Below are 22,091 nucleotides of genomic sequence, written 5' to 3' on the forward strand. Positions count from 1 at the left end.
ATGACCGAGCTCACCACCAACCCGTTCGATGATGCGGACGACGCGTTCCACGAGGAATGCGGCGTCTTTGGCGTCTGGAACTCCCCGGATGCGGCCGCCCTCACCGCTCTCGGCCTGCACGCCCTGCAGCACCGCGGCCAGGAAGCCTCGGGCATCGTTGCCCTTGGCGAGAAGGGCTTCCGCAGCCACAAGGGCCTGGGATTGGTGGGCGACATCTTCGGCGATGCGCGCGTCATGGCGGGCCTGCCCGGCCGCGCCGCGGTCGGCCACAACCGCTACGCCACGGCGGGCGAGACGGCCCTGCGCAACGTCCAGCCCCTTTATGCCGACTTCGCCTTCGGCGGCTTCGCCGTGGCCCATAACGGCAACCTGACCAACGCCCTGGCACTCCGCCGGCAACTCGTCCGCCGCGGCTGCCTGTTCCAGTCCTCCACGGATTCCGAGGTCTTCGTCCACCTCATCGCCATTTCGCTCTACGCCACCGTGCTCGATCGGCTGATCGACGCGCTGAAGCAGGTGGACGGAGCCTACTCCCTCGTTGCCCTGCATGACGGCGCGCTGATCGGTGTGCGCGACCCGCTGGGCGTTCGCCCCCTCGTTCTCGGCCGCCTGGGCGACGACGCAAACCCCTCCTGGGTTCTGGCCAGCGAGACCTGCGCCCTGGACATCGTCGGCGCCGATTTCGTGCGCGACGTGGAACCGGGCGAAATCGTCATCATCGACAATGACGGCGTCCGCAGCGTGAAGCCCTTCGCCCACACCTCCAGCCGCTTCTGCATCTTCGAATATATCTACTTCGCCCGCCCGGACTCCGTCGTGGAGGGCACGCCCGTCTACGAGACCCGCAAGCGCATCGGCCAGGAACTGGCGCGGGAGAGCGGCGTGGAGGCCGATGTGGTCGTCCCCGTGCCGGATTCCGGCGTCCCCTCCGCCATGGGCTATGCCGCCGAGGCCGGCATCCCCTTCGAGCTGGGGATCATCCGCAACCACTATGTCGGCCGCACCTTCATCGAGCCGACGGACAGCATCCGCCACCTGGGCGTGAAGCTGAAGCATTCGGCCAACCGCGCCATGCTCCAGGGCAAGCGCGTGATCCTGGTGGACGACTCCATCGTCCGCGGCACCACCAGCAAGAAGATTGTGGAGATGGTCCGCGCGGCCGGCGCCAAGGAGGTGCATATGCGCATCTCCTCCCCGCCCACGACCCATTCCTGCTTCTATGGCATCGACACGCCAGAGCGGGACAAGCTGCTGGCCGCCAAGCACGACGTGGAGGAAATGGCGCGCATCATCGGCGCCGACAGCCTCGCCTTCATCTCGCTGGACGGGCTCTACCGCGCCCTCGGCCGCAAGGGTCGCGATGCCAAGGATCCGGGCTACTGCGACGCCTGCTTCACCGGCGATTACGCCATCCCGCTGACCGACCTTGTCGGCCATGACGAGCGCGCGCCCGCCCTGCTGGCGCTCAACGGCGTATGAGCGCGCCTCTCAAGGGCCGCGTCGCCCTTATCACCGGCGCCTCCCGCGGGATCGGCGCCGCCACGGCCGTGGAGCTGGCCCGGCTCGGCGCCCATTGCGTGATCACCGGCCGCAGCCAGGGCGGGTTGGAGGAAACGGATGACGCCATCCGCGCCCTCGGCGGTGCCGCCACCCTGCTGCCCTTCGATTTCATCAAGGATGGCGACAAGCTCGACCCGCTTGGCCCGTCGATCGTCGAGCGCTTCGGCCGCCTGGACATTCTCGTCCATGCCGCGGGCCTGCTCGGCACCCTCACCCCGGTCGCGCATATCACGCCGAAGGATTGGTCCGAGGTGGTGGCGGTGAACCTCACCGCCGCCTGGCGCCTGATCCGCACGCTGGACCCGCCGCTGCGCGCCTCCGATTCCGGTCGCGCCGTGATCCTGACCACCGACCGCGCGCGGAACCCCAAGGCCTATTGGGGCGCCTATGGCGCCACAAAGGCCGGGCTGGAGCATCTCGTCACGACCTGGGCGGCGGAGGTGGCGCATACGCCGCTCCGCGTGAATCTCTATGACCCCGGCCCGGTGAACACCCGCCTGCGTTCCACCGCCATGCCGGGCGAGGATCCGATGAGCATCGCCCAACCAGCCGATGTGGCTCCCCGTATCGCGGCGCTCTGCCTTCCGGAGGAAGCGCGCAGCGGCGCCATCGTCCAGGCTGCCTGAGCGCATGGCGGTCCTCGTCACTGGCGCGAGCGGCTTCGTCGCCCTGAATGTCGTCGAAGCCCTCCTTGCCCGTGGGGAGGAGGTGGTCGCCCTCGACACCCGCCCCCTACCGCCCAGGGCCGAGACCGCCTTCGCCACCCTCCCCGGCCGCCTGCACAGCCTGATGGGCGACATCACCCGTGCCGCCGATCTGGATGCGGCCTTCGCCCGCGCGCCCATCCGCGCCATGCTGCACACCGCCGCCGTCACGGCCGGGCCAGAGCGCGAGCGGACCGATCCCGGCACGGTGGTCGCTGTGAATATCGGAGGCGCCGTCGCGGCCTTCCAGGCGGCCCGCCGCCACGGCACGGCGCGCCTGGTCGCCCCCTCCTCCGTCGCCGCCTATGGCTGGCCCGATCCGGCTCCTGACCTGATGCGCGAGGACGATCCGGCCCGCCCGCTCGCCCTCTATGGCATCACCAAACTGGCGGCCGAGCAGGCGCTGCAGCGCCTCGCCGGGTTGGAGGGCCTCTCTGTTGCGACCCCGCGCCTGGGCGCGGTCTATGGCCGTTGGGAACACCCGACGGGCCTGCGCGACACGCTCTCTGCCCCCTATGACATCACCCGCCAGGCCCTTGCGGGGGAGATGGTGCTTCTCCGCAATCCGACGCGTGGCGACCAGGTTCATGCCACCGATGTCGCCGCCGGGCTGATCGCCCTGCTGGACACACCCTCGGCCACCGGCACCTTCAATATCGGCAGCGGCGAGGCGACTGGCCCCGACGATTATTGCGCCGCCCTTGCCCGGCACCGCCCAGGCTTCGCCTGGCGTATCACGGCGGAGGGCGAAGCCGAGACCATCCCGTCGCGCTACGCCGTCAGCCGCCCGGCCCTTTCCCTGGCCCGGATGGAGCAGGCCACGGGCTGGCGGCCGCGGATCGGGCTGGAGGAGGGTGCGGCGCTCACCCTGGCCTGGATGCGCGGGTAGCACTCCGCTCACGCGGCCGGCAGGATCTCCACGGCCTCCAGCGCCGCCCGGAAGCCCGGCTCACAGAACAGCCGCACCTCCACACCAGACAAATCTTCCGTCGCGATAAAGGGCAGCGACAGCACCCATCCCTCCGCCGGCACCGCCTCGGCCTGAACCGGGCGGGCGGCAAGGCGCGCCGCACCATTCCCTGCTGAGACATCCATGACCGCTGTTCCGCTCACCGGCGCACCCGCCCGGAAGCGCAGGCGCGCGATCCAGTGCCCTCGGGGAAGGGGCAGATAAGGGCCGTAAATCCCGGTCCCGCCCGCGCCTTCCAGAATGATCGCTCCATCGCGGCGCATTCCGATCTCGGTCCGAAGGCGCGGATCGGAGGCGGCGAGTTGCACGCCCATCTCCGTCCGCCGCCGGGCCTCCCAGACGGTGGCCCAGGCCGGGTCCGCGCAAGGAATCCGGCGGCCGTGCCAGCCGGTCCGCGCCAGGGCCTCGGCGAAGTAGTCCTCGCGGAAGCCCAGTTCCAGCCAGCCATTCTTCCGGATCGCCCAGAGCGAGTTGCCGTCGAGCCGAAGGCCCCAGGGTTGCGGGAAGTCTCCCGTGATCGGCTCACCGCCGAAGAAGAGGCGGCCGCCCGCCGCCACCGCGCCCTGCAAGGCCCGCAGCAGGCGAAGGTGGTCGTCGCAATGGTGGAAGCACTCAAAGAAGATCACGGCGTCGAAGGCGCCGCGCATCCGCTCGGCCCAGAAGAAGTCGCTGTTCACCACCTCGATCGCGAGGCCCTCGCGCTGGGCGCGGCGGCGGATCAGTTCGCAGAAGCGCGGCTCGATATCGACGCAGGTGACGCTATGCCCGAGCCGGGCCAACTCCAGTGTCGTGTTGCCCCAACCAGGCCCGAACTCCAGCACGCGCGAGCCCGGCGGAAGCGCCATCGCGCGCAGCAGGAAGCCAACCCCCATGAGGTGCTCGCCCGCGGTGGTTCCGCTGCCCGTGGAATAGGGGAAGGGCCGCCGCAGCGCCGCATCGACATCGAACGGCGTCACCTCATTCGCCACCTCATAGGTGCGGCCGGCGATCGCACGGTAGAGATGAAGCTGCGCGTCGCGGTATTCCGGAAGAAAGGGGTCCGCTGGAAGCCCCGCGGGCGGGTCCATGCGGAAGGTGCCGAAGACGGCGCGCATCGCGTCATCTGACACCGCCTCCGCCCGGTCGCACTCGGCAAGCGCCGCGTCCAGCTCGGCCAGGCTTCGTAGCACCCTCATGACCGGATCTTCTTCTCTCCAGGCCGCACCATGCCGTCCACGGAATACGTGCTGACGGCCTCAGACAGCGTCGCCGGAATCGGCGACGAGTCCCATGGCCACCCAGGGCTGGGTTTCCGAATTGGTTTCGCCCGACAGGACCGAGGTGCGGATCTCCAGCGCATCGCCACGGGGCCGCACCGAACGGGCGATCTGCGCGCGCACCACGTTCTCGAGCAATGCGATGCGATCCGCATGGCGCGCGAGAACCTGGCCCATGGCCGGATCAGGGGAGCGCCGCAGCGCCGCGAAGCCCCGGAGGGACAGGCCCACGGCATAGTTCCAGAAGCCCGAGGTCGTTGTCCGGCGCCCCTCCGGGTCCATCGCCTCCACGGCTAGGCCGTCTTGCTTCTTGGGGCCACCAAAATCCACCACCACGGTCGCTAGCCCGTAAGCGCCGAGCGCCCGGTCCACCGCCGCCGCGATACGCGGATCATCGAGCGCGGGCGCCGCGCGCACCAGGGCGAGCAGGGCCGCCGCGTGACAGTCGAGATAGGGCGCTTCCCCGACACCCATCGGGAACACCGAGACGGCCCCGCCGGCGATATCGACCATCGGCCGCTCGAAGGCGAGGAGCGCGTCCACCGCCCGGCGGAGGGCCGCGCGGTAGCGCGGTGCCCCGGTGGCCGCGAGCACGTCCACGAGGCCGAGGATCACGAAGGACAGCGGTCGGGAGAAGATGGCCCGCGGATCCGATTGCGCCGCGGCCAGCATGTTCACCTCATAGGCGTCCAGGAACTGGTCGTGCAGCGCGAGAGCCTCCTCCAGCGCCGGCCTGGCAAGGGGCCCGGCCGTGGCCAGCACGCGCGCCCGCCGCGCAAAAGCGGTGAGCTCAACGCCGTAGTCATAGGAAAGGGAGAGATCGAGAGGCTGTGTGGGCGCGATCGCCACCTCGGCGCCGACCACGACCGCATAATCCGCCACCCGGTCATAGAAGCCACCGGAGGTCAGGATTTTCGCCTCCTCGGCGACAAGCCGTGCTCCGCGGTGCTCGCCAGGAAAGGCGTGCTCTGCCGCCACCCAGTGCAGCAGCCCGCCTTCCCGCGAGACGACGCGCAGCGCGGACAGGCGCCCGGGCTCGCGAGGGACGGAGTGAACAGCAGGGGCAAAACCCCGCATGGCCCCATCCCGCGCAAGGGACCAGTAGGGCGCGCCGGGAATCTCATGCACCACCTGCCCGGGCTCGGCATGCGCGACGCGCAGCGGCGCCTTCCCCGGACGCTCGATGCGGACGGCGTCATAGCAGATGCCGAGATCGCCATGGCTCAGGTCGTCCGCCCCGACCGTCAGCACCACGTCCGACACAGTCACGGCAGGGTCGAGGTCGAGCGCCGCCTCGGCCCGGAACACCATGGACCGCCCGTCAAAGCGATAGGTCTGCACCAGCCGGCCCAGGCGCAGATGCACGCCCTGATGCTGGAAAGCCAGCTCACTGCAATGCGAGAGTTCCAGTGCGTGACCTCTGTGGAGGATCTTCCAGTCGGAGATCGCCTCCTCCAGATCGAGGGTCTGGACGATGCCGGCATGGGTGAAGCGCACATAATTGCCGGTCAGCGTCAGGTTGTTCGCCGTGCGCCCGTCATGGAAGCGCACACCCACCCTCACGATCCCGTTCGGAAGGTCGCAGGTGATGTCCATGAGGCTGTGCACGAAGCGCGCCCGTGCGCCGTCATTTTCCACCGCGTCCAACCGCGGCTGCCCGACCCGCCGATAGATGAACGGCCCGGCGCAAAGAGCGCGGAGGAAGCCGAACGCCGCCTCCACTGCCTCCGGATATGCCCGCCAGACCGGCGGCAGCGAGAGGAATTCCAGGATCTTCGCGTTGTCGTCGGCCCAGAACCAGCGATCGCCCGCGAGCGCCTGCTCCGTCTCAACGATCGCCTGCTCCGTTCCGAATCGCGGCCCAACCGGCCGCATAAGATGGCGGGTAATGAAGGCGGCGTAGGGAAGCGGATCAGATGTCAGCAAGGCGGACGCGATCTCCGGCGGCGCCGAATCCCGCAGCGCATAGCCACCGCCAGTGTAGCGCGCCATCGCCGCGGGCAGGAGTCCAGGACCCCGACATGGGAGCGGAAGCACCAGGCTAGGGGAGGATGGCTGGCAGCGACTAGCTCAGGCCCTCCCACAGCCAGCCATCGGCTGGCTCTCAGTCCTCAGCCTCGGCATAGGGATTTTCGGTTCCGCGCGCGTTCAGCCGGATCGGCACGCCCGGCATGTCGAAGGCCTCTCGGAAGGAGTTCACGAGGTAGCGCCGGTAGTCCTCCGGCATCTGCTCCGCCCGGGTGCCAAAGACCACCAGCGTAGGCGGCCGCGCCTTGGGCATGGTGACGTAGCGCAGCTTCAGCCGCTTGCCGTTCACCAGCGGTGGGGCATGGCGCTCCAGCGCCCCTTCGAACCAGCGGTTCAGCGCGCCGGTGGGGGCACGGCGGTTCCAGACCTCATAGGCCTCGCGCACGGTGGGCATCAGCTTCTCCACCCCGCGACCGGTGGCGGCCGACATGGGCACAACGAAGACGCCCTTGAGCTGCGCGAGCGAGGCCATCAACACGTCCTCCAGCCGGCGCCGGGCGGCGTTGCGGTCCTCCACCGCGTCCCACTTGTTGAAGGCGATGACGACAGCCCGTCCCTCGCGTTCCGCCAGCCGGGCGATCCGCAGGTCCTGCTCGTCCATGCCCTGCACGGCATCGACCACCAGCACCGCCACCTCACATTCCTTCAACGCGGCAATGGTGGCGGCGGTGGACATCTGCTCCAGCGCCTGGGTGATGCGGGCGCGGCGGCGCAGCCCGGCCGTGTCCACCAGCCGCACCGGCTTGCCCGTCTCGTCCGTCCATTGCACGGCGACCGAATCGCGGGTCAGGCCCGGCTCCGGCCCCGTAATCATCCGCTCCTCGCCCAGCAGCGCGTTCAGCAGGGTGGACTTGCCGGCATTCGGGCGCCCGACGATGGCCAGGCGCAGGGGCCGGTTCGGATCGTCCTCTTCCTCCTCCTCCGGCTCAGGCGGCAGGGCGGCGCGGATCTCGTCATGCAACTCGCCCATGCCGTCGCCATGCTCGGCGGAAACCAGCAGTGGGGCGCCGAGGCCCAGCTCATAGGCCTCCAAGGCATTGGCTGCCCCCTGGCGGCCCTCCGCCTTGTTGGCCAGCAGCAGCACCGGCTTGCCATGGCGGCGCAGCCACTGGGCGAAGGAACGGTCGGCCGGGGTGAGGCCGGTGCGCACATCCACCACGAAGAGAACCAGGTCGGCCGCCCGCAGGGCAGCCTCGGAACTGGCACGCATGCGGCCCGGGATGGTGTCGGGCGCCGCCTCCTCAAGGCCGGCCGTGTCGATCAGCAGCACGTCGCGCCCGCCGATGCGTGCGACCGTTTCCTTGCGGTCGCGGGTCACGCCAGGCGTGTCGTCCACAATGGCGATGCGCCGCCCGGCCAGGCGGTTGAAGAGGGTGGACTTGCCCACATTGGGGCGGCCCATCACGGCAATACGGGGGAGCATGGGGCGCTAGAGCACTCCCCATGCCACAGGGTCAAGTCAATGCGTCAGGCGCGGCCCCGCAGGAAGTAAAACTCGCGCTCAGGCGCCCCGCAGGGCGACAAGCGTGCCGTCGTCGGTCACCAAATACACCGTCCCGCCCACGGCGATGGGCGGCAGGGTGCAGCCGTCCGGCAGGCGCAGCCGCCCGGCGATGCCGCCCTCGGCCGGATCGACCAGCACAGCCTCTCCCAGCGAGGACGGAACCAGGATGTGCCCGCCGACCACGAGCGGCGCTCCGAAAGTGGCTGGCTCGCGACGACGGTTCCGGGCGGAACGCTCGTCCAAAAGCGCCACCCAGCGTACCCGCCCATCCGCCCGGCCCATGGCGACGAGCTGATTCTCGGGGCTCACGAGGAAGATCCATTCCCCGGCTACGGCGGGCGACTGGGTACTGCCCACATCGCGCTCCCAAAGCCGCCGGCCGGAGCGCAGGTCCACCATCAGCGTGGTGCCGCTCAGCCCCGCGGCGATCACCCGGCCCTCGGAAATCACCGGCAGCCCGGCCACCCCGGCCAGCTCCGCGATCCCGGCCCGCAGGGCGCCTTCCCCGCCGGCCACGCTCTCCGTCCAGAGTACCCGGCCATCCGCGGCCCGTACCGCCACCAACTCGCCGGAAGGAAGGCCCGCCACGACCGTGTCGCCCTCGATCGCAGGGGTCGAGAGACCCAGCGGCACGGCCCGCACCGCCTGACCGCGATAGGTCCAGAGCCGCCGCCCATCTTCGGTGGAGAGGGCCAGGAGCTGGTTCTCGACCGTCGGCACGAAGATGCGCCCGCCCGAGACCGCCGGCGCGCCGCGCATCGGGGCGGGAACGGAAGCGCGCCAGCGCACCTCGCCGGTGCCCGGATCCATGGCCAGCACCTCGGCCATCCCTGTCGCGGCGTAAAGGACGCCGGAATCGAAGGCGAGGCCCGCACCGACCGCGCCCGTATTGTCCTTCTCCGGCGTCGTCTCGCGGGTCCAGCGGCGGCCGCCGCTGGCGGCATCGAAGGCCGAGACGGTGCCATAGGCATCGGCCGTGAAGACCATGCCCTGGGCCAGGATCGGCCCCGTGGTGATCCGGCGGCGAAAGGAGGAGCCGGTGCCGATGCTGGCGCGCCAGACCTCCCGCAGCCCCTGCCCCGCCGAGGCGTGGCCGGGGTCATGGGTCAGCGTTCCGCCAGCTTGCGGCCATTCGGCCAGGGCGGTCGGCGGCGGCAGTGTAACGGGCTGCCCCGCCAGGGCCGGATCGGCCGCGAGCTCGCTGCCATCCGCCTGCAAGACCGGAAGGCGCTCGCCGGGCAAGGGCTTCTTGCTCTCGCCAAAGATGCTGTCGATCGTCTCGCAGCCCGAGAGGGCGAGGGCACCGCCGCCCAGGAGCAGCGCGCGGCGGGAGAAGGGCATCATGGCGTCGCGGGTTCCTCTCAGGTCGTCGGAAGCTGCGCCAGCACCCGGGTGGCGCGGTCGCGCAGGCCCTGGGGCGCAGTCGCGTCCGTGGAGAGCGCCTCAAGGAGGCGCCGTGCCTCGGCCGGCTGGCCCTGGCGGATGGCCACCAGCGCCCGCAGTTCCCGCGCCGAGGCATGCCATGGGTTGGCATCCGCTGTCAGGGGCGTGATCCGCGCGGCCAGCACGGCCGGATCCTGCGTATCCAGCCCGTGCAGCACCCAGTTCAGGCTCGCCAGGTCACGATAGAGGGGGTCCGCGGCGGAGTCGTTCGCCACCGAATCCCATTCGGCCAGCGCGGCGGCCAGGTCTCCCGTTTCGGACTTCAGGGCTGCGGCGCGCAACCGGGCGAGGATGCGGTAACCCTCTGGCGCCTGCGCCGCGATCGAATCGAACTTCGCGGCGGCAGCCTTGAGGTCAGCACCCTGCTGTTCCGCCTCGCGGTGAACGATCAGGAAGGCGGTGGAGGCGGAATCGGCCTGGCGGGTCTGGTACCAGCGCCAGCCCTGCCAGCCACCGACGGCGATCACCGCCACCAGCGCCACTGCGGCGAAGATGCCCCCATAGCGGAGCCCGATCTGCCGGGCGCGCTCCGCGCGCAGATCCTCCTGCACCTCGTCGAAGATATCGGGCAAGCGGGTTCCTTTGCCGGACACGGGGCCCCTGGGAAGAGTACAATCGGGCCGGGGGTATAGCCGTCCGGTCACGGGGCGTTAAGCCCGGGCCGTGTTTCATAGGGTCATGCGCCGCCCCGCCCTCCCCTTTCCGGCTCTTCTCCTGGCGCTTGGGGTGCTTCCGGCCTGTGACGCGCTAGGGCCCGTCGCGGCGGTCAACGGCGTCTCGTTGATGCTGACCGGACGGGCGGTGCCGGACATCCTGGTCTCCGGTGTCTCCGGACGGGACTGCTCCGTCGCCTATCTCGATGCCGGGGAACGCTACTGCCGCTCGGAGCCGGAGCCAGTGGCCCAGCCGCGCTGCACCCGCAGCCTGGGCTCGGTGGATTGCTGGGTGGGGCCGTTGCCCGGCAATCCGCCGCCGCGCGATGTGGGGGATGCTAAGCCGGGAATGCCGGCTGAATCCTGGCCGGAACGCCTCCTCTGACGCGTCCAGCCGAGCGCATTGACGCTGACCTGTCACAACGGGCGACCGCTGCTGATTGGGATCAGTCCGAAAGCATTTCGGGCGCGCCATGATCTGCTTCGGACCGAGGCTGCGCGCCAAGTTCCGGTGCGGCAATGGCCGACGCGCCACGCGCACATATGTTGAGATAAACACAATCTTCAGGACGGCATTGTGCAGGGCTGCTGCCATCAGGATTACGTCTGCTCAACGCGGTCGCACCTGCCATCCCGCGGGCAGGCGGCCCCACATACTGCATTCTGCTGTATCGCAAGTGACCAGGGAGAGACCCCGCTGGAAGGCTGTGGCACGTTTCCCGGGTTACCGGCCCCAGAAGGTATTAGGGAAACTCTGTGATCAGCACTTTGCGCTCGGGCCGCTGGATCACGCCCGCACGAATTCGTGCCTATTCGGCCATGTTGATAACCGCCTACGCAATCGCGGCGCTTATTCTCGTCGCAACTTCAAAAGGACCGATGGATGCCCTCAGCCGGCCAATCGGAACCGATTTTAGCCAAGTCTGGGTGGCAGGGACCAGCGTTCTCAATGGGGATCCCGAGGAGCCGTTTGACCCGGCTCGTCATTGGGCCGCTCAGCGCGAATTCTTTGGCCCCGAGACTCCATTCTTCGGATGGCATTATCCACCATATTTCCTGATCCCCGCAGCCATTCTTGCTCTCCTTCCTTATCTCTGGTCACTCCTACTGTGGCAAGGCACGACCTTTTTTATGTACCTGCTGACAATTCGCAGGATATTGGAGCATCCTTACGCTATTTTGCCCGCGATTGCCTTTCCCGCCGTCTTCATCAACCTTGGTCATGGGCATAACGGCTTCCTGACAGCATCGCTGCTGGGAGGCGGGCTCCTGTGCCTTGAACGGCGGCCCGCCATTGCTGGTCTCCTGTTTGCGCTGCTCGCCTATAAGCCGCAGTTCGCCCTCATTGTCCCCGTGTTGCTCCTGATAACGCGCAACTGGACCGCCATTGCTGGCGGATTGGCCGGGATCGCTCTCATGACCTTGGCGACGATCGCCCTATTTGGACTGCAATGCTGGGCTGCTTTCCGGGAGAGCTTGGTGTTCACTCGGGAAGTTGTACTGGAACAAGGTTCTACAGGCTGGGAGAAGATACAAAGCGCATTCTCCGCAAGCCGGATGTGGGGCACAAGCGTGGAGGCCGCCTATCTGGTGCAAGGGGCCGTTTCTTGCCTGGTTGTGGTGGGCGCCTCCTGGCTATGGGCCGGAAATGCCGACAAGCGCCTGAAATACGCCTTGGTCCCGGCCGCATCGATTCTGGTGACACCCTACTCCCTCGATTACGATTTGATGATTATGTCTCCCGCGATCGCGTTTTTCGTGTCCTACCAGTTGGACAGGGGCTTCAGGCCCTGGGAGGCCACACTACTGGCCGGCATCTGGGTTGCGCCGATACTGGCCCGCATGACCGCCGCCGCAATCCATTTCCCACTCGGGCTGTCTGCGGTTATCGCTTTTTTTCTCCTGGTGCTAAGTCGCGCGGCACGCGACAGGGAGAGCGGCATTGCTCTCGCTCGGTCCGAGAGCGAACTCGCCCGCAGCTTCTGAATGCGTCTGAAATCTAGCGCCGGTTCCGGACTGGCACCGTGTTCACGGCCAGTTGCGGCACCTGGCCAGTTTCCCAGGAATTCGCGCCGGGTGCCGGCTTCGGCACCGGGATATCGGCCCGGGCCCGCCGCTTCTCGGCCTTGGAGACACCGAGGTTGCGGTCTCGCTCCGCGATGATCGCCGGGTCGAGCTGGCCCTCGGCCGTATAGCCCATCATCAGCTGCGGAATGCCCAATGGCAGCGTGTCTCCCCGGTCGACCTGCCAGGTGTGCCAGGTCTTGCCATAGGTGTTGGCCAAGGTCCGCATAGCCACTGTCTCGGCCGCTTCCGGCAGGCCGGGCATGACCAGCTCGCCCGAGGTCGTCTCGTAGTGATGGCTATGCCAGAGGCGCTTCTCCTCCTCCGGCAATTGCAGAAACAACCGCTCGGAAATGATGTACTCGATCCCGATCAGCCGGGCCTGCGCATGATTCGCATCGAAGATCGTGCACTGGTGCAGATCCTCGGTCAGATGGGTGCAGAAGTGATGCGCCTCGACCGGCCGCCCCATATCGTCGGCGTAGAAGTGGAAGCCGTTGAGATAGAGATTCATCGCATTGAGCGGTGCCTTGGTCTGCAGCACCGCCGCGCCGGCTCCGAGAAGCTGGCTCTGCGTGGAATGCGGCGCCCCTGCCGCGGCCGGGCCGCCGGGATGGGGCGCTGCGGGCTGCGGCTGCTGTGCCCTGGCCGCCCCACAGGCGCAGGTGGCGGCTGCCCCCGCCGCCGTGGCGACCAGGGCGGAGCCGAAGGCGCGGCGGTTCATGCCAGGACGCAGTCGGTTCATGGCGGGCTCTTTCCTGTGCGGCGTCATCCGGCCCTTGCCGGTCCGGTTTCAACGCCTCCGGCCCGGAGCCCGTTTCGATACGAAGGCTCCCGGCCCGTCCTGCCGCTAGGAGGGCTGCCGGGCGACCGCCACCTGCTCGGGGCGCAGGAACAGCAGTTGCACCAGGACCACCGTCAGCGCGAAGCCCGCCATGACGCCGGTCAGCGCCAGCGCGCTGTGCCCGTCATACAGCAAGCCGACCAGCGCGCTGGCGATCGCGCCCACGACCATCTGCATCGACCGCAGCGCCGCGGATGCGACGCCGGCCATCCGCCCCATTGGCTGTAGCGCGCCATGGGTCGCGTTGGGCGACATCATGCCGAAGCCGAAAATGCTGACAGCCATGAGCAGTACGAAGCCAGCCAGATCCAGCCGTCCGAACAGGGCCAGGAGAAAGGCCGCGACCGCGGCGGCAGCCGTGAGGAGGTTCGCCCCCAGCATGATTCCATGGGCGGAAACGTGCCGGGCGGAGAGCCAGCCATTAAGCAGGGCGCCGACCGTCAGGGTGGCGGCGCAGCAGCCGAAGAACAGGCTGAAAAGGCCGCTGGAGGTGCCATAGACCCCCATCATCACCTCTGGCGAGCCGGAAATATAGGAGAACAGCGCCCCGAAGCTGAAGGCGTTGAGCAGCGAGTTGACGAGGAAGGCCCGGTCGCCCAGCACGCTGCGATAGCTCACCAGCATCTGCCGGGGGGACAGGCCGTGATGGCGTCCATCCGGGGCGGATTCGCGGAAGCCAAAAGCAGTGACGAGCAGCAGGACCAACCCCGCCAGGCCGAGCGGGGCATAGATCAGGCGCCAGCTTCCCAATGCCACCACCCAGGCCCCGAGGATCGGCGCGACCACCGGCCCGACGCCGAGCACCAGCGTGACGGCCGAGATGCGCGTGCGCGCCTGAACGCCCTCGAACAGGTCCCGCACGATGGCGAAGGGCATGGTGGCCCCCGCCCCGGCGCCGATGCCCTGGACCAACCGGCAGAAGAGCAACATCCCCGTAGAGCCTGCCAGGGCGCAGCCCAGCCCGGCCAGGGTAAAAACCAGCAACCCGCCCAGCAGCACGGGCCGGCGCCCAAAGCGGTCGGAAAGCGGCCCAAGCACAATAGGCCCGCAGGCGAAGCCGAGGAGGAACAGGCTGAGCGTCTGGGTGGCCTCGCTGGCCGAGGCGCCGAGTTCGGCCTGCAGGCCCGGGAAGCCCGGCAGCCCCATATCAATGGAGAGCGGCGGCAGGGCCGCAAGGGCCCCCAGGAAGAGTGTAAAGCCGAAGTTGCCATGCCGCATTGCCAAGATCGTCGGCTCCTGCCCCTGTGGTGAACCCGGTCTGGTGAACCCGGTCCGCTCCCCTGGGTTATCGTAATGTGATACAGTTACCAACCACGATGCGATGCAACAAGCACCATGATCCGCCCTGAGGCTCTTTCAGTTTCGGCCCTTCAGCCCTCCGAGGATCCGCCGGAGGAGCGTGGGGGCATTCAGGTCATCGCCCGGGCCGCAGCCATCCTGCGTGTCCTGGGTGCCTCCCCGATGAGCATGAGCCTGGGCGCCATTGCGCGCGCGGTGGACCTCCCGCGTTCGACGGTCCAGCGCATCGCGGCGGCACTGGAGGCGGAAGGACTGGTCGAGAGCGGTGCCGGCGGCCTGCGCCTCGGCGCGGAGCTGCCGCGGCTGGCGGCCACGCTGCGCCCACCCCTCGCCCAGCGCGGGCGGCCCTTTTTGGAGGCGCTGTCACGGGAAACCGGGGAAACGGTCGTGGTGTCGCGCGCGCGCGGCGCGGAGATGGCCTTTGTCGATCGGGTGGTGGCTGAGCAGGAGCTGCGCTTCGTGCCGCGCGCCAACACCGCCTTTCCGCTCTCCTGCACGGCCGGCGGCAAGGCCCTGCTGGCCGAGATGACCGATGAGGCGGTGGCGCGCCTGCTGGGGCCCGTGCTGCCCCGTCTCACCCCGGCTTCCCCGCCCGACCTGCCGGCCCTCTTCGCCGAACTCGCCGAGGTCCGCCGGACCGGCCTCGCCCATGACCGCGAAAGTCATGGGCCGGGCGTCTGCGCTGTTGCCACCGCCGTCCGCCCGCCGGAAGGCGAGTGGACGCATGCCATTTCAATCGTCGTCCCGACCGCGCGCTTCGAGCCGGAGCTTCCCCGGCTCGAACGCGCCCTGCTCGCCTGCCGCGATGCGATGGAGGCGGGCTTGAGGGCGGGCTGACTAGGCCGCCCGCGTGCCCTCGAAGCGCACGAGCTCGCCGCCCGGGGCGCCGATCACCTCGTCCTCACGCATGACCGCGCGGCCACGCAGGATGGTCATCACCGGCCAGCCCTTGCACTGGGCGCCGATGAAGGGACTCCAACCGCAGGGCGCGACGAGCCAGTCGGCCTCGATGGTGCGGGTCTTTCCCATATCCACCACGGTGAAGTCGGCGTCATAGCCCGCGGCGATCCGCCCCTTGCCGATGGCGCCATAGACCCGCGCCGGCCCCGCACCCATCAGTTCCGCCAGGCGGGAGAGGGAAAGCCGGCCTTCGGAGACGTGGTTCAGCATGAGCGGTACGATGGTCTGCACGCCGGTCAGGCCGGCGGCGGTGGCGGGCCAGGGGCGTTCCTTCGCTTCCTTCGAATGCGGCGCGTGGTCGCTGCCCACCGTGTCCACCGTGCCATCGGCCACCGCGGCCCAGGCGGCATCGTAGTGGCGCTTGTCGCGGATCGGCGGGTTCATCACGGCATAGCCGCCCAGCGCGTCATAGGCATCCGGCGCCCATTGCGTCAGATGGTTCAGCAGCACCTCCACCGTGCCGACATCGCGGAAGTCCTTCATGTATTCCAGCTCCTCCGCGGTGGAGACATGAAGGATGTGGGCAGGGCGGTTCGTCTTGCGCGCCAGCGCCATCAGCCGCCGCGTGCCGAGAAAGGCGCATTCCACGTCGCGCCATTCCATGTGCAGCTTATGCGGCCCGCCGGCGGCGAAGAGCGGCTTGCGCGCCTGCAGCCGGTACTCGTCCTCGGAATGATAGGCGATGCGGCGGCCGCCGTTGCGCATCACGCGCTCCAGCGTCTCGTCATCCTCGATCATCAGGTCGCCGGTAGAGGAACCGGCGAAGACCTTGATGGCACAGACATTCGGCTCGCGCTCCAGCGTGCCGAGATCGCCGACATTGCTGCGGGCGCCGCCGATATACATGCCGACGTCGCAATAGGCCGTCTCGCGGATATGCCCGCGCTTCCAGTCGAGCTGCTCGACGGAGGTGATGGAGGGCTGGGTGTTCGGCATGTCGAACACGGCAGTCAGCCCACCCAGCACGGCGCCCTTGGTGCCCGTGCCCATGGTCTCCACCGCCGGATCGCCGGGGTCGCGCAGATGCACATGCGGGTCGATCAGCCCGGGCAGGACATGCAGGCCGGCGCAGTCGATGACCTCGGCGGCCTCGTCCGTACGCATGTCCCCAATGGTCGCGATCTTGCCGCCGCGCACGGCGACATCCGCCTTGGTCTCGCCCCAGGGCAGCACGACCGTGCCGCCGCGCAGGATCAGGTCGTAGCTCGCCATCGCGCCCAACTCCAACAAGGGGCGACGGTGATACCGCAGGGACCGGCTGGGTGGGAGGGCCGGGCTGGCTGGACCTTTGTGCCCCTATGGCTATCCTGGCGCCGCAGCCGGGGTGTCGCAGACCGCCCGGCCCGCCGGTCCGCCACGAGTTCCGCGACGGGCGCCACAAGAAATCCATCAGGCAAGGATGACCGGCATGCCGGCTGACCTCGCGCGGCTGCCGGGCTGGGCGCAATGGTTCCTCCTCATCGCCCTCGCCGCGCTGTTGTCCCTCGGCCTCAAGGCGGCCGGCATGCCCGCCTCCCAGCTCCTGGGCCCCATGGCGGCCAGCATCCTGTTCAGCCTGGGCGGCGGCACCGTCCGGCTGCCGCGCGGGCTCTACATCGCGGCACAAGGCATGGTGGGCTGCCTGATCGCCACCCAGGTCACCCCCGAAATCCTGCACACCTTCATCGCGGACTGGCCACTCATCGTCGCGGCGGTCCTCTCCACCCTTGCCGCCAGCAGCCTGACGGGCTGGCTGATGACGATGTGGCGCGTCTTACCGGGCACGACGGCCATTTGGGGCACCGCCCCCGGCGGCGCCTCCGCCATGGTGGTGATGGCTGAGTCCTTCGGGGCGGATGCCCGGCTGGTCGCGCTCATGCAGTATCTACGCGTGGTCTGCGTGGCGGGCGCCGCCGCGCTGGTCGCGCATTACGTCGCGGCCTCACTCCCCACCCCGCCGCCGGCGCCGTGGGTCCCGCTGATCAGGCCGCTGGACTTCGCCACCGGCCTGATCCTGGCAGGAGGCGGGGCCTGGCTCGCACGGCGCTTCCGCATTCCCGCAGGGCCGGTGCTGGTGCCGATGCTGATCGGCGCCGTGCTCCATTCGGCAGGGCTGATCGAGATCCAGCTTCCGCCCTGGCTGATGGCGGTGGTCTATGGCGTGATCGGTTGCAGCATCGGGCTTGGCTTCACCCGCCAGGTGCTGGCGCGGGCGGCCAGGGCCCTGCCGATGATCCTCCTTTCGATCTTCGTGCTCATGGCGCTCTGCGCCCTGATGTCGCTGGGCCTCGTCTGGCTGCTCGGGGTGGACCTGCTGACCGCCTACCTCGCCATGAGTCCCGGCGGAATCGACTCCGTGGCGGTGATCGGCGCGGCCGGTCAGGCCGACATGTCCTTCGTCATGGCCCTGCAGACCATGCGGCTGCTCGCGGTGATCCTTCTTGGGCCGCCCCTGGCCCGTGCTCTGTCCCGCAGCGCCGGGCGCAAGGATGCCCGCTCCTCCGCCGGGGAGGACTGAGCGCCGGGCCAGAGTCCGGCCTTGATCACCAGAACGACTTAAAGATATCCTTATGTCGCGTTGGTCCCGCGCGAGCGGGTGAAAAGGGAACGCCGTGCGGCCGGAAGGCCAAGTCGGCGGCTGCCCCCGCAACTGTCAGCGGCGAGCCGCGCGTCCATCCTCCCCATCCGGGGCGGGGCCACTGGGGAAACCCGGGAAGGCAGGCGCAAGGCGATGATCCGTGAGCCAGGAGACCTGCCAGCGCGTGCAACCCCATCAGCCGGCGCGGGGCGCGTCCGGCGGAGGACCGACATGCGCGTGACCCATCCTGGCGGCGCCCCGCCGCCCCGTTTCCTTCCGGCCGGCACCGCCGCGTGCCGAATGCCCCAGCGCTGCACTTCCGCACAACGCTGACCACCATGACGGACGCCCCGGCGGGCGCGGTTCCTTCCCCCTGCACCGGCATCTGCACGCTGGGCGGGGATGGGCTGTGCCGCGGCTGCTTCCGCCATATCGACGAGATCGCCGCCTGGCCATCCGCCGACCTGGCTGAGCGCCGCGCCATCATCACGCGTGCCGCCGCGCGCCGTCGCTCAGGAACGGACGACACGACATGACCGCCACCAATCTCGGCTTCCCCCGCATCGGCTTCCGGCGCGAGTTGAAGACCGCCCTTGAATCCTTCTGGGCCGGCAAAACACCGGAATCCGATCTGCGCGCCACCGCGGACACGCTGCGCCTGCGCCATTGGCAGGTGCAGCGCGATGCCGGGATCGACTGCATCCCGGTGAACGACTTCTCGCTCTATGACCACGTGCTCGACACAGCCTGCGCCGTGGGCGCCATCCCAGAAGGCTATGGCTGGCGCCAGGGCGAGCCTGTCTCGCTGGAAACCTATTTCACCCTGGCACGCGGCGAGCGCGGCATGGCGGCATCCTGCGGTTGCGGTCACGCCCATGCCACGCAAGGCGCGCCAGCGCTTGAAATGACCAAGTGGTTCGACACGAACTACCACTATCTGGTTCCCATCCTGCGCCAGGGCCAGGATTTCACCCCTACCGCCTTCCCCGCCGTGGAGGCTTATGAAGCCGCGACCCAGGCCGGCTTCGCCGCCCGCCCCGTGCTGCTTGGCCCCGTTTCCTTCCTGCTGCTCTCCAAGATGGCCGAGGGAGAGGGCAATCCGCTCGACCTGCTGCCGGGGCTGCTGCCCGTCTATGCCGAGACGCTGAAGCGCCTGTCGAAAGCCGGCGCCCGCTGGGTACAGATCGACGAGCCATGTCTCGTGCTCGACCTGCCGGACCAGGCCCGCCGCGCCTTTGCCAGGGCCTATGACCTGCTGGCGCGCATCGCCGCACCACTCTCAGTGATGCTCACCACCTACTTCGGCGGCTTGCAGGAGAATCTGGACCTCGCCCTTTCCCTGCCAGTGCAAGGCCTGCATCTCGATCTTGTCCGTGCGCCGGAACAGCTGACTGCGGCACTCGGCAAGGCGCCGCCACGCATGGCGCTGTCGCTCGGCCTGGTGAACGGGCGGAATATCTGGCGCACGGACCTGCGCGCCGCCTTCGGGCTGCTGCGCGAAGCCGCCTCCGAACGCCGCGCCGAGACGCTGATGGTCGCGCCATCCTGCTCCCTGCTGCACAGCCCCATCGACCTGGATGGCGAAACGGCGCTGGATCCGGAACTGCGCGGCTGGATGGCCTTCGCGAAGCAGAAGCTGGCGGAAGTGGCCGTGCTCGCGCGTGGATTGCGCGAAGGCGCTGGGGCCATCGAGGCCGAGTTGGCGGAAAGCGACGCCATCCAGGCCGCACGCCGCAGCTCCCCGAAGCTGAACGACCCGGCGGTGGCCGCGCGCCTGGCCACCGGCACGCCCGAGGATGCGCGCCGCGCCTCCCCCTTTTCTGCCCGCCGCGCAGCGCAGCGCGAGCGGCTGAACCTGCCTGCCTTCCCTACCACCACCATCGGCTCCTTCCCGCAAACGGCCGAGGTGCGCGCTGCCCGCGCGATGCATAAGCGGGGCGAGATGACGCCCGCGGAATATGAGTCCTTCCTGCGCGCGCAGATCGCGGATTGCATGCGTTGGCAGGAAGAGGCAGGCCTCGACATGCTCGTGCATGGCGAGTTCGAGCGGAACGACATGGTCGAGCATTTCGCCGAGTTCCTGGAAGGCTACGCCTTCACCCGGAATGGCTGGGTGCAGTCCTATGGCTCGCGCTGCGTGAAGCCGCCGGTGATCTTCGGCGATGTCTCACGCCCGGCGCCGATGACGGTGCGCTGGAGCGCTTACGCGCAGTCCCTCACCACCCGCCCGGTGAAGGGCATGCTGACGGGCCCGGTGACGATGATGCAATGGGCCTTCGTGCGCGATGACGTGCCCGCCGCTACCGTGCGCCGGCAGCTCGCCTATGCGCTGCGCGACGAGGTGGCGGATCTGGAAGCCGCCGGCATTGCCGCCGTGCAGATCGACGAGCCCGCCATCCGCGAAGGCCTGCCGCTTCGCGCCGCGGACCGCGCCGAATACCTGAAGGATGCGGTGGAGTGCTTCCGCATCGCGGCCAGTGCAGTGCGTGACACGACGCAGATCCACACGCATATGTGCTACTCGGAGTTCAACGATATCATCGGCTCCATCGCGGAGATGGATGCCGATGTCATCTCCATCGAGACGGCGCGGTCCCGCATGGAGCTGCTGGAGGCCTTTGCCGCTTTCGCCTATCCCAATGAGATCGGGCCAGGCGTGTGGGACATCCATTCCCCCCGCGTGCCGGAGGCTGATGAGATGCGCGGATTGTTGCAGCGGGCCGCGCAACGCATTCCTGCGGAGCGGCTCTGGGTGAACCCGGATTGCGGGTTGAAGACCCGCGGCTGGGCGGAGGTGCGGCCCGCCATCGCCAATATGGTGGCAGCCGCGCGCGGGCTGCGGATGCAGGCCGCGGAGTAGCCGGAATGGTGGGGGAGAGTTCTCTCCCCCATCCTCCTCACCAGGTCAGCTCAGCCACACTCACCCGGTTCTCGGCCAGGGACCAGGCCCGCGCCACCACGCGTTCCCTATTGAAGACACCAGCCACCGGGCGGCCGATCTCTGCCACGGGCAGGCGCGCGAAGGTGGTCGCCCCGGCTGGCACGCCGCGCGGCAGGTCGGTGGGCTCCTTCCCGTCCAGCAGCACGACGTCGCGCGGGATGCCGAAATAGCCGCGCGGCCGGGTAAAGCGGACCAGCGCCCCCGCCTGCCGGTCGGCCGCCGAAGGCGGCGGCGCTGGCCGCAGATGCACGACATCGGAAGAACGCGGGAAAGGCGAGCGGTAGAAATGCGTGATCGGATGGCCCGGCGCGGCCACCACGATCTCCAGGCTCCAGTCCGGCGCCACCGTCACGGGCCCCCAGCGGCCATCCTCGCCGGTGGTGCGCTGGTAAACCGCCTCCCCCATCCGCTCCCCCGTCTCGGCGAAGACGCGGAACACCGCCACGATCGCGCCAGCCAGGGGCCGGTTGGTCGGCACCCCGCCGGGCGTGCCGGTCACGCGGCCATCCAGCACCGGCCGCTCCTCCGGCACCACGGAAAGCCGCTCCGGCTCCCGCCCCGCGATGAAGCGGAAGATTTCCCGGAAGGCGCGGGCGGAATAGGCGGTCTCGCGATGGTCCACCCCGGGCAGGACAAGGTTGGTCGCGCCGCGCAAGGCCGGGCTGTCATACCCCACGCCGGTCGGCACGCCGGGCCGGCCGACATAGCGGCCGTCAGGCTGGGCGTAGAGGTCATTCGTATCCGAGCGCAGGGTCAGGAAGGCGGTGCCAGGCACCACCTGGGACTCCCCCGCATTCAGCCGGCGCAACAGCGCCGAGCGCGCGTTGAACTCCCGCCCCGCCGGCGCTTCCCAATCGAAGATCCCATTATTCGGCGTGCCGCAGAGCACGGCATGCGATACCTCCGCCCCGCCACCATGAAGCTGGACATGGTTGCGGATCGGGTAACCGCCGCGGGAATTCCCCACCAGCGCCACGCTAGACGCGCCTGTGCGGGCACGCAGCGCGGCGATCTCCGCCGCCATCTCCCACCAGTTTGCCTCGCTGGAGGAGCGCATAGGCTGCGGAACGGCATCGTCGTCGCGCGCCAACGGGTCAGTGAAGTCCAGGGCATGCAGGCGCTCGCGCGGCCAACCATTGCTCTCGAAACGCCAGAGCGTTGTCATCCACAGTGCCGCATGATCGCCATTGCCGTGAACGAACAGGATCGGGGTCAGGGCGGTCTCCTCGGCCCGGGCCGGGCGGGGCAGAAAAGGTGGAAGCGCCAAAGCGCCCAGAACGGTGCGCCGGTGCAGCCGCATGCCGGTTG

18 protein-coding genes and 1 riboswitch are annotated in these 22,091 nt (G+C 69.0%); of the genes, 9 read left to right on the top strand and 9 right to left on the bottom strand.

Annotation, left to right across the window (positions count from 1 at the left end; all coding sequences use genetic code 11):
• The 3 genes from purF to ACO1BU_RS10145 are packed head-to-tail and all read left to right on the top strand — an operon-like array spanning position 1 to position 3,153.
• Positions 1–1,479, top strand: a complete 1,479-nt coding sequence (purF, locus tag ACO1BU_RS10135) for an amidophosphoribosyltransferase (protein ID WP_424135817.1) — start codon at positions 1–3, stop codon at positions 1,477–1,479.
• Positions 1,476–2,186 (top strand): SDR family NAD(P)-dependent oxidoreductase, encoded by a 711-nt coding sequence (locus ACO1BU_RS10140; RefSeq protein ID WP_424135818.1) that lies wholly within the window; start codon positions 1,476–1,478, stop codon positions 2,184–2,186. The genes purF and ACO1BU_RS10140 overlap by 4 nt, the downstream gene beginning before the upstream one ends.
• Positions 2,187–2,190: 4 nt before the next feature.
• Positions 2,191–3,153, top strand: a complete 963-nt coding sequence (locus tag ACO1BU_RS10145; protein WP_424135819.1) for an NAD-dependent epimerase/dehydratase family protein — start codon at positions 2,191–2,193, stop codon at positions 3,151–3,153.
• 8 nt (positions 3,154–3,161) lie between these two features.
• Here the strand turns inward: ACO1BU_RS10145 and ACO1BU_RS10150 are convergent, their stop codons facing one another.
• The 5 genes from ACO1BU_RS10150 to ACO1BU_RS10170 form a co-directional block, all read right to left on the bottom strand.
• A complete protein-coding gene (locus ACO1BU_RS10150; RefSeq protein WP_424135820.1) occupies positions 3,162–4,409 on the bottom strand; it encodes a class I SAM-dependent methyltransferase in 1,248 nt (415 codons plus the stop codon).
• Between the two features lie 60 nt (positions 4,410–4,469).
• Entirely contained in the window at positions 4,470–6,482 is a 2,013-nt protein-coding gene (locus tag ACO1BU_RS10155) for a hypothetical protein (RefSeq protein WP_424135821.1), read from the bottom strand.
• A 112-nt stretch (positions 6,483–6,594) separates the two neighbouring features.
• Positions 6,595–7,941: a ribosome biogenesis GTPase Der gene (gene der, locus ACO1BU_RS10160; protein ID WP_424135822.1), complete on the bottom strand. Its 1,347-nt coding sequence runs from the start codon at positions 7,939–7,941 to the stop codon at positions 6,595–6,597.
• A 78-nt stretch (positions 7,942–8,019) separates the two neighbouring features.
• Complete coding sequence (locus ACO1BU_RS10165; RefSeq protein ID WP_424135823.1) at positions 8,020–9,366, bottom strand: outer membrane protein assembly factor BamB family protein; 1,347 nt, start codon at positions 9,364–9,366, stop codon at positions 8,020–8,022.
• Positions 9,367–9,383: 17 nt separating this feature from the next.
• Complete coding sequence (locus ACO1BU_RS10170) at positions 9,384–10,037, bottom strand: tetratricopeptide repeat protein (protein ID WP_424135824.1); 654 nt, start codon at positions 10,035–10,037, stop codon at positions 9,384–9,386.
• Positions 10,038–10,143: 106 nt separating this feature from the next.
• Between ACO1BU_RS10170 and ACO1BU_RS10175 the strand changes: the two genes are divergently transcribed.
• Both ACO1BU_RS10175 and ACO1BU_RS10180 read left to right on the top strand, forming a co-directional pair.
• Entirely contained in the window at positions 10,144–10,503 is a 360-nt protein-coding gene (locus ACO1BU_RS10175) for a hypothetical protein (RefSeq protein ID WP_424135825.1), read from the top strand.
• Between the two features lie 434 nt (positions 10,504–10,937).
• Positions 10,938–12,104, top strand: coding sequence for a glycosyltransferase family 87 protein (locus ACO1BU_RS10180; RefSeq protein WP_424135826.1), 1,167 nt, complete (start codon positions 10,938–10,940; stop codon positions 12,102–12,104).
• A 13-nt stretch (positions 12,105–12,117) separates the two neighbouring features.
• On the opposite strand, the gene ACO1BU_RS10185 is transcribed toward ACO1BU_RS10180, so the two are convergent.
• Positions 12,118–12,927 (bottom strand): OBAP family protein, encoded by an 810-nt coding sequence (locus tag ACO1BU_RS10185; protein ID WP_424135827.1) that lies wholly within the window; start codon positions 12,925–12,927, stop codon positions 12,118–12,120.
• A 105-nt stretch (positions 12,928–13,032) separates the two neighbouring features.
• Complete coding sequence (locus ACO1BU_RS10190) at positions 13,033–14,244, bottom strand: multidrug effflux MFS transporter (protein ID WP_424135970.1); 1,212 nt, start codon at positions 14,242–14,244, stop codon at positions 13,033–13,035.
• Between the two features lie 117 nt (positions 14,245–14,361).
• On the opposite strand from ACO1BU_RS10190, the gene ACO1BU_RS10195 reads away from it, so the two are divergent.
• Positions 14,362–15,162 (top strand): IclR family transcriptional regulator, encoded by an 801-nt coding sequence (locus ACO1BU_RS10195; protein WP_424135828.1) that lies wholly within the window; start codon positions 14,362–14,364, stop codon positions 15,160–15,162.
• Here ACO1BU_RS10195 and ACO1BU_RS10200 read toward each other — a convergent pair whose 3' ends face one another.
• Entirely contained in the window at positions 15,163–16,497 is a 1,335-nt protein-coding gene (locus tag ACO1BU_RS10200; protein WP_424135829.1) for a dihydroorotase, read from the bottom strand.
• Between the two features lie 196 nt (positions 16,498–16,693).
• Between ACO1BU_RS10200 and ACO1BU_RS10205 the strand changes: the two genes are divergently transcribed.
• The 3 genes from ACO1BU_RS10205 to metE all read left to right on the top strand — a co-directional run bounded on the left by ACO1BU_RS10205 (position 16,694) and on the right by metE (position 20,702).
• The gene (locus ACO1BU_RS10205; RefSeq protein ID WP_424135830.1) at positions 16,694–17,782 is read left to right on the top strand and encodes an AbrB family transcriptional regulator; all 1,089 of its coding nucleotides are present in this window, start codon (positions 16,694–16,696) and stop codon (positions 17,780–17,782) included.
• 44 nt (positions 17,783–17,826) lie between these two features.
• A riboswitch (cobalamin riboswitch) is annotated at positions 17,827–18,038 on the top strand.
• 97 nt (positions 18,039–18,135) lie between these two features.
• Positions 18,136–18,378 carry a DUF1289 domain-containing protein gene (locus ACO1BU_RS10210; RefSeq protein ID WP_424135831.1) on the top strand — a complete coding sequence of 81 codons (243 nt, stop codon included), beginning with the start codon at positions 18,136–18,138 and terminating at the stop codon, positions 18,376–18,378.
• On the top strand, positions 18,375–20,702 hold the full coding sequence (gene metE / locus ACO1BU_RS10215) for a 5-methyltetrahydropteroyltriglutamate--homocysteine S-methyltransferase (protein WP_424135832.1): 2,328 nt from the start codon (positions 18,375–18,377) through the stop codon (positions 20,700–20,702). The genes ACO1BU_RS10210 and metE overlap by 4 nt, the downstream gene beginning before the upstream one ends.
• Before the next feature lie 37 nt (positions 20,703–20,739).
• Here metE and ACO1BU_RS10220 read toward each other — a convergent pair whose 3' ends face one another.
• On the bottom strand, positions 20,740–22,083 hold the full coding sequence (locus tag ACO1BU_RS10220) for a hydrolase (protein ID WP_424135833.1): 1,344 nt from the start codon (positions 22,081–22,083) through the stop codon (positions 20,740–20,742).
• Positions 22,084–22,091: the final 8 nt, after the last annotated feature.

The sequence above is a fragment of the Roseomonas chloroacetimidivorans genome (assembly GCF_049629625.1).
GTDB lineage: Bacteria > Pseudomonadota > Alphaproteobacteria > Acetobacterales > Acetobacteraceae > Roseomonas > Roseomonas chloroacetimidivorans.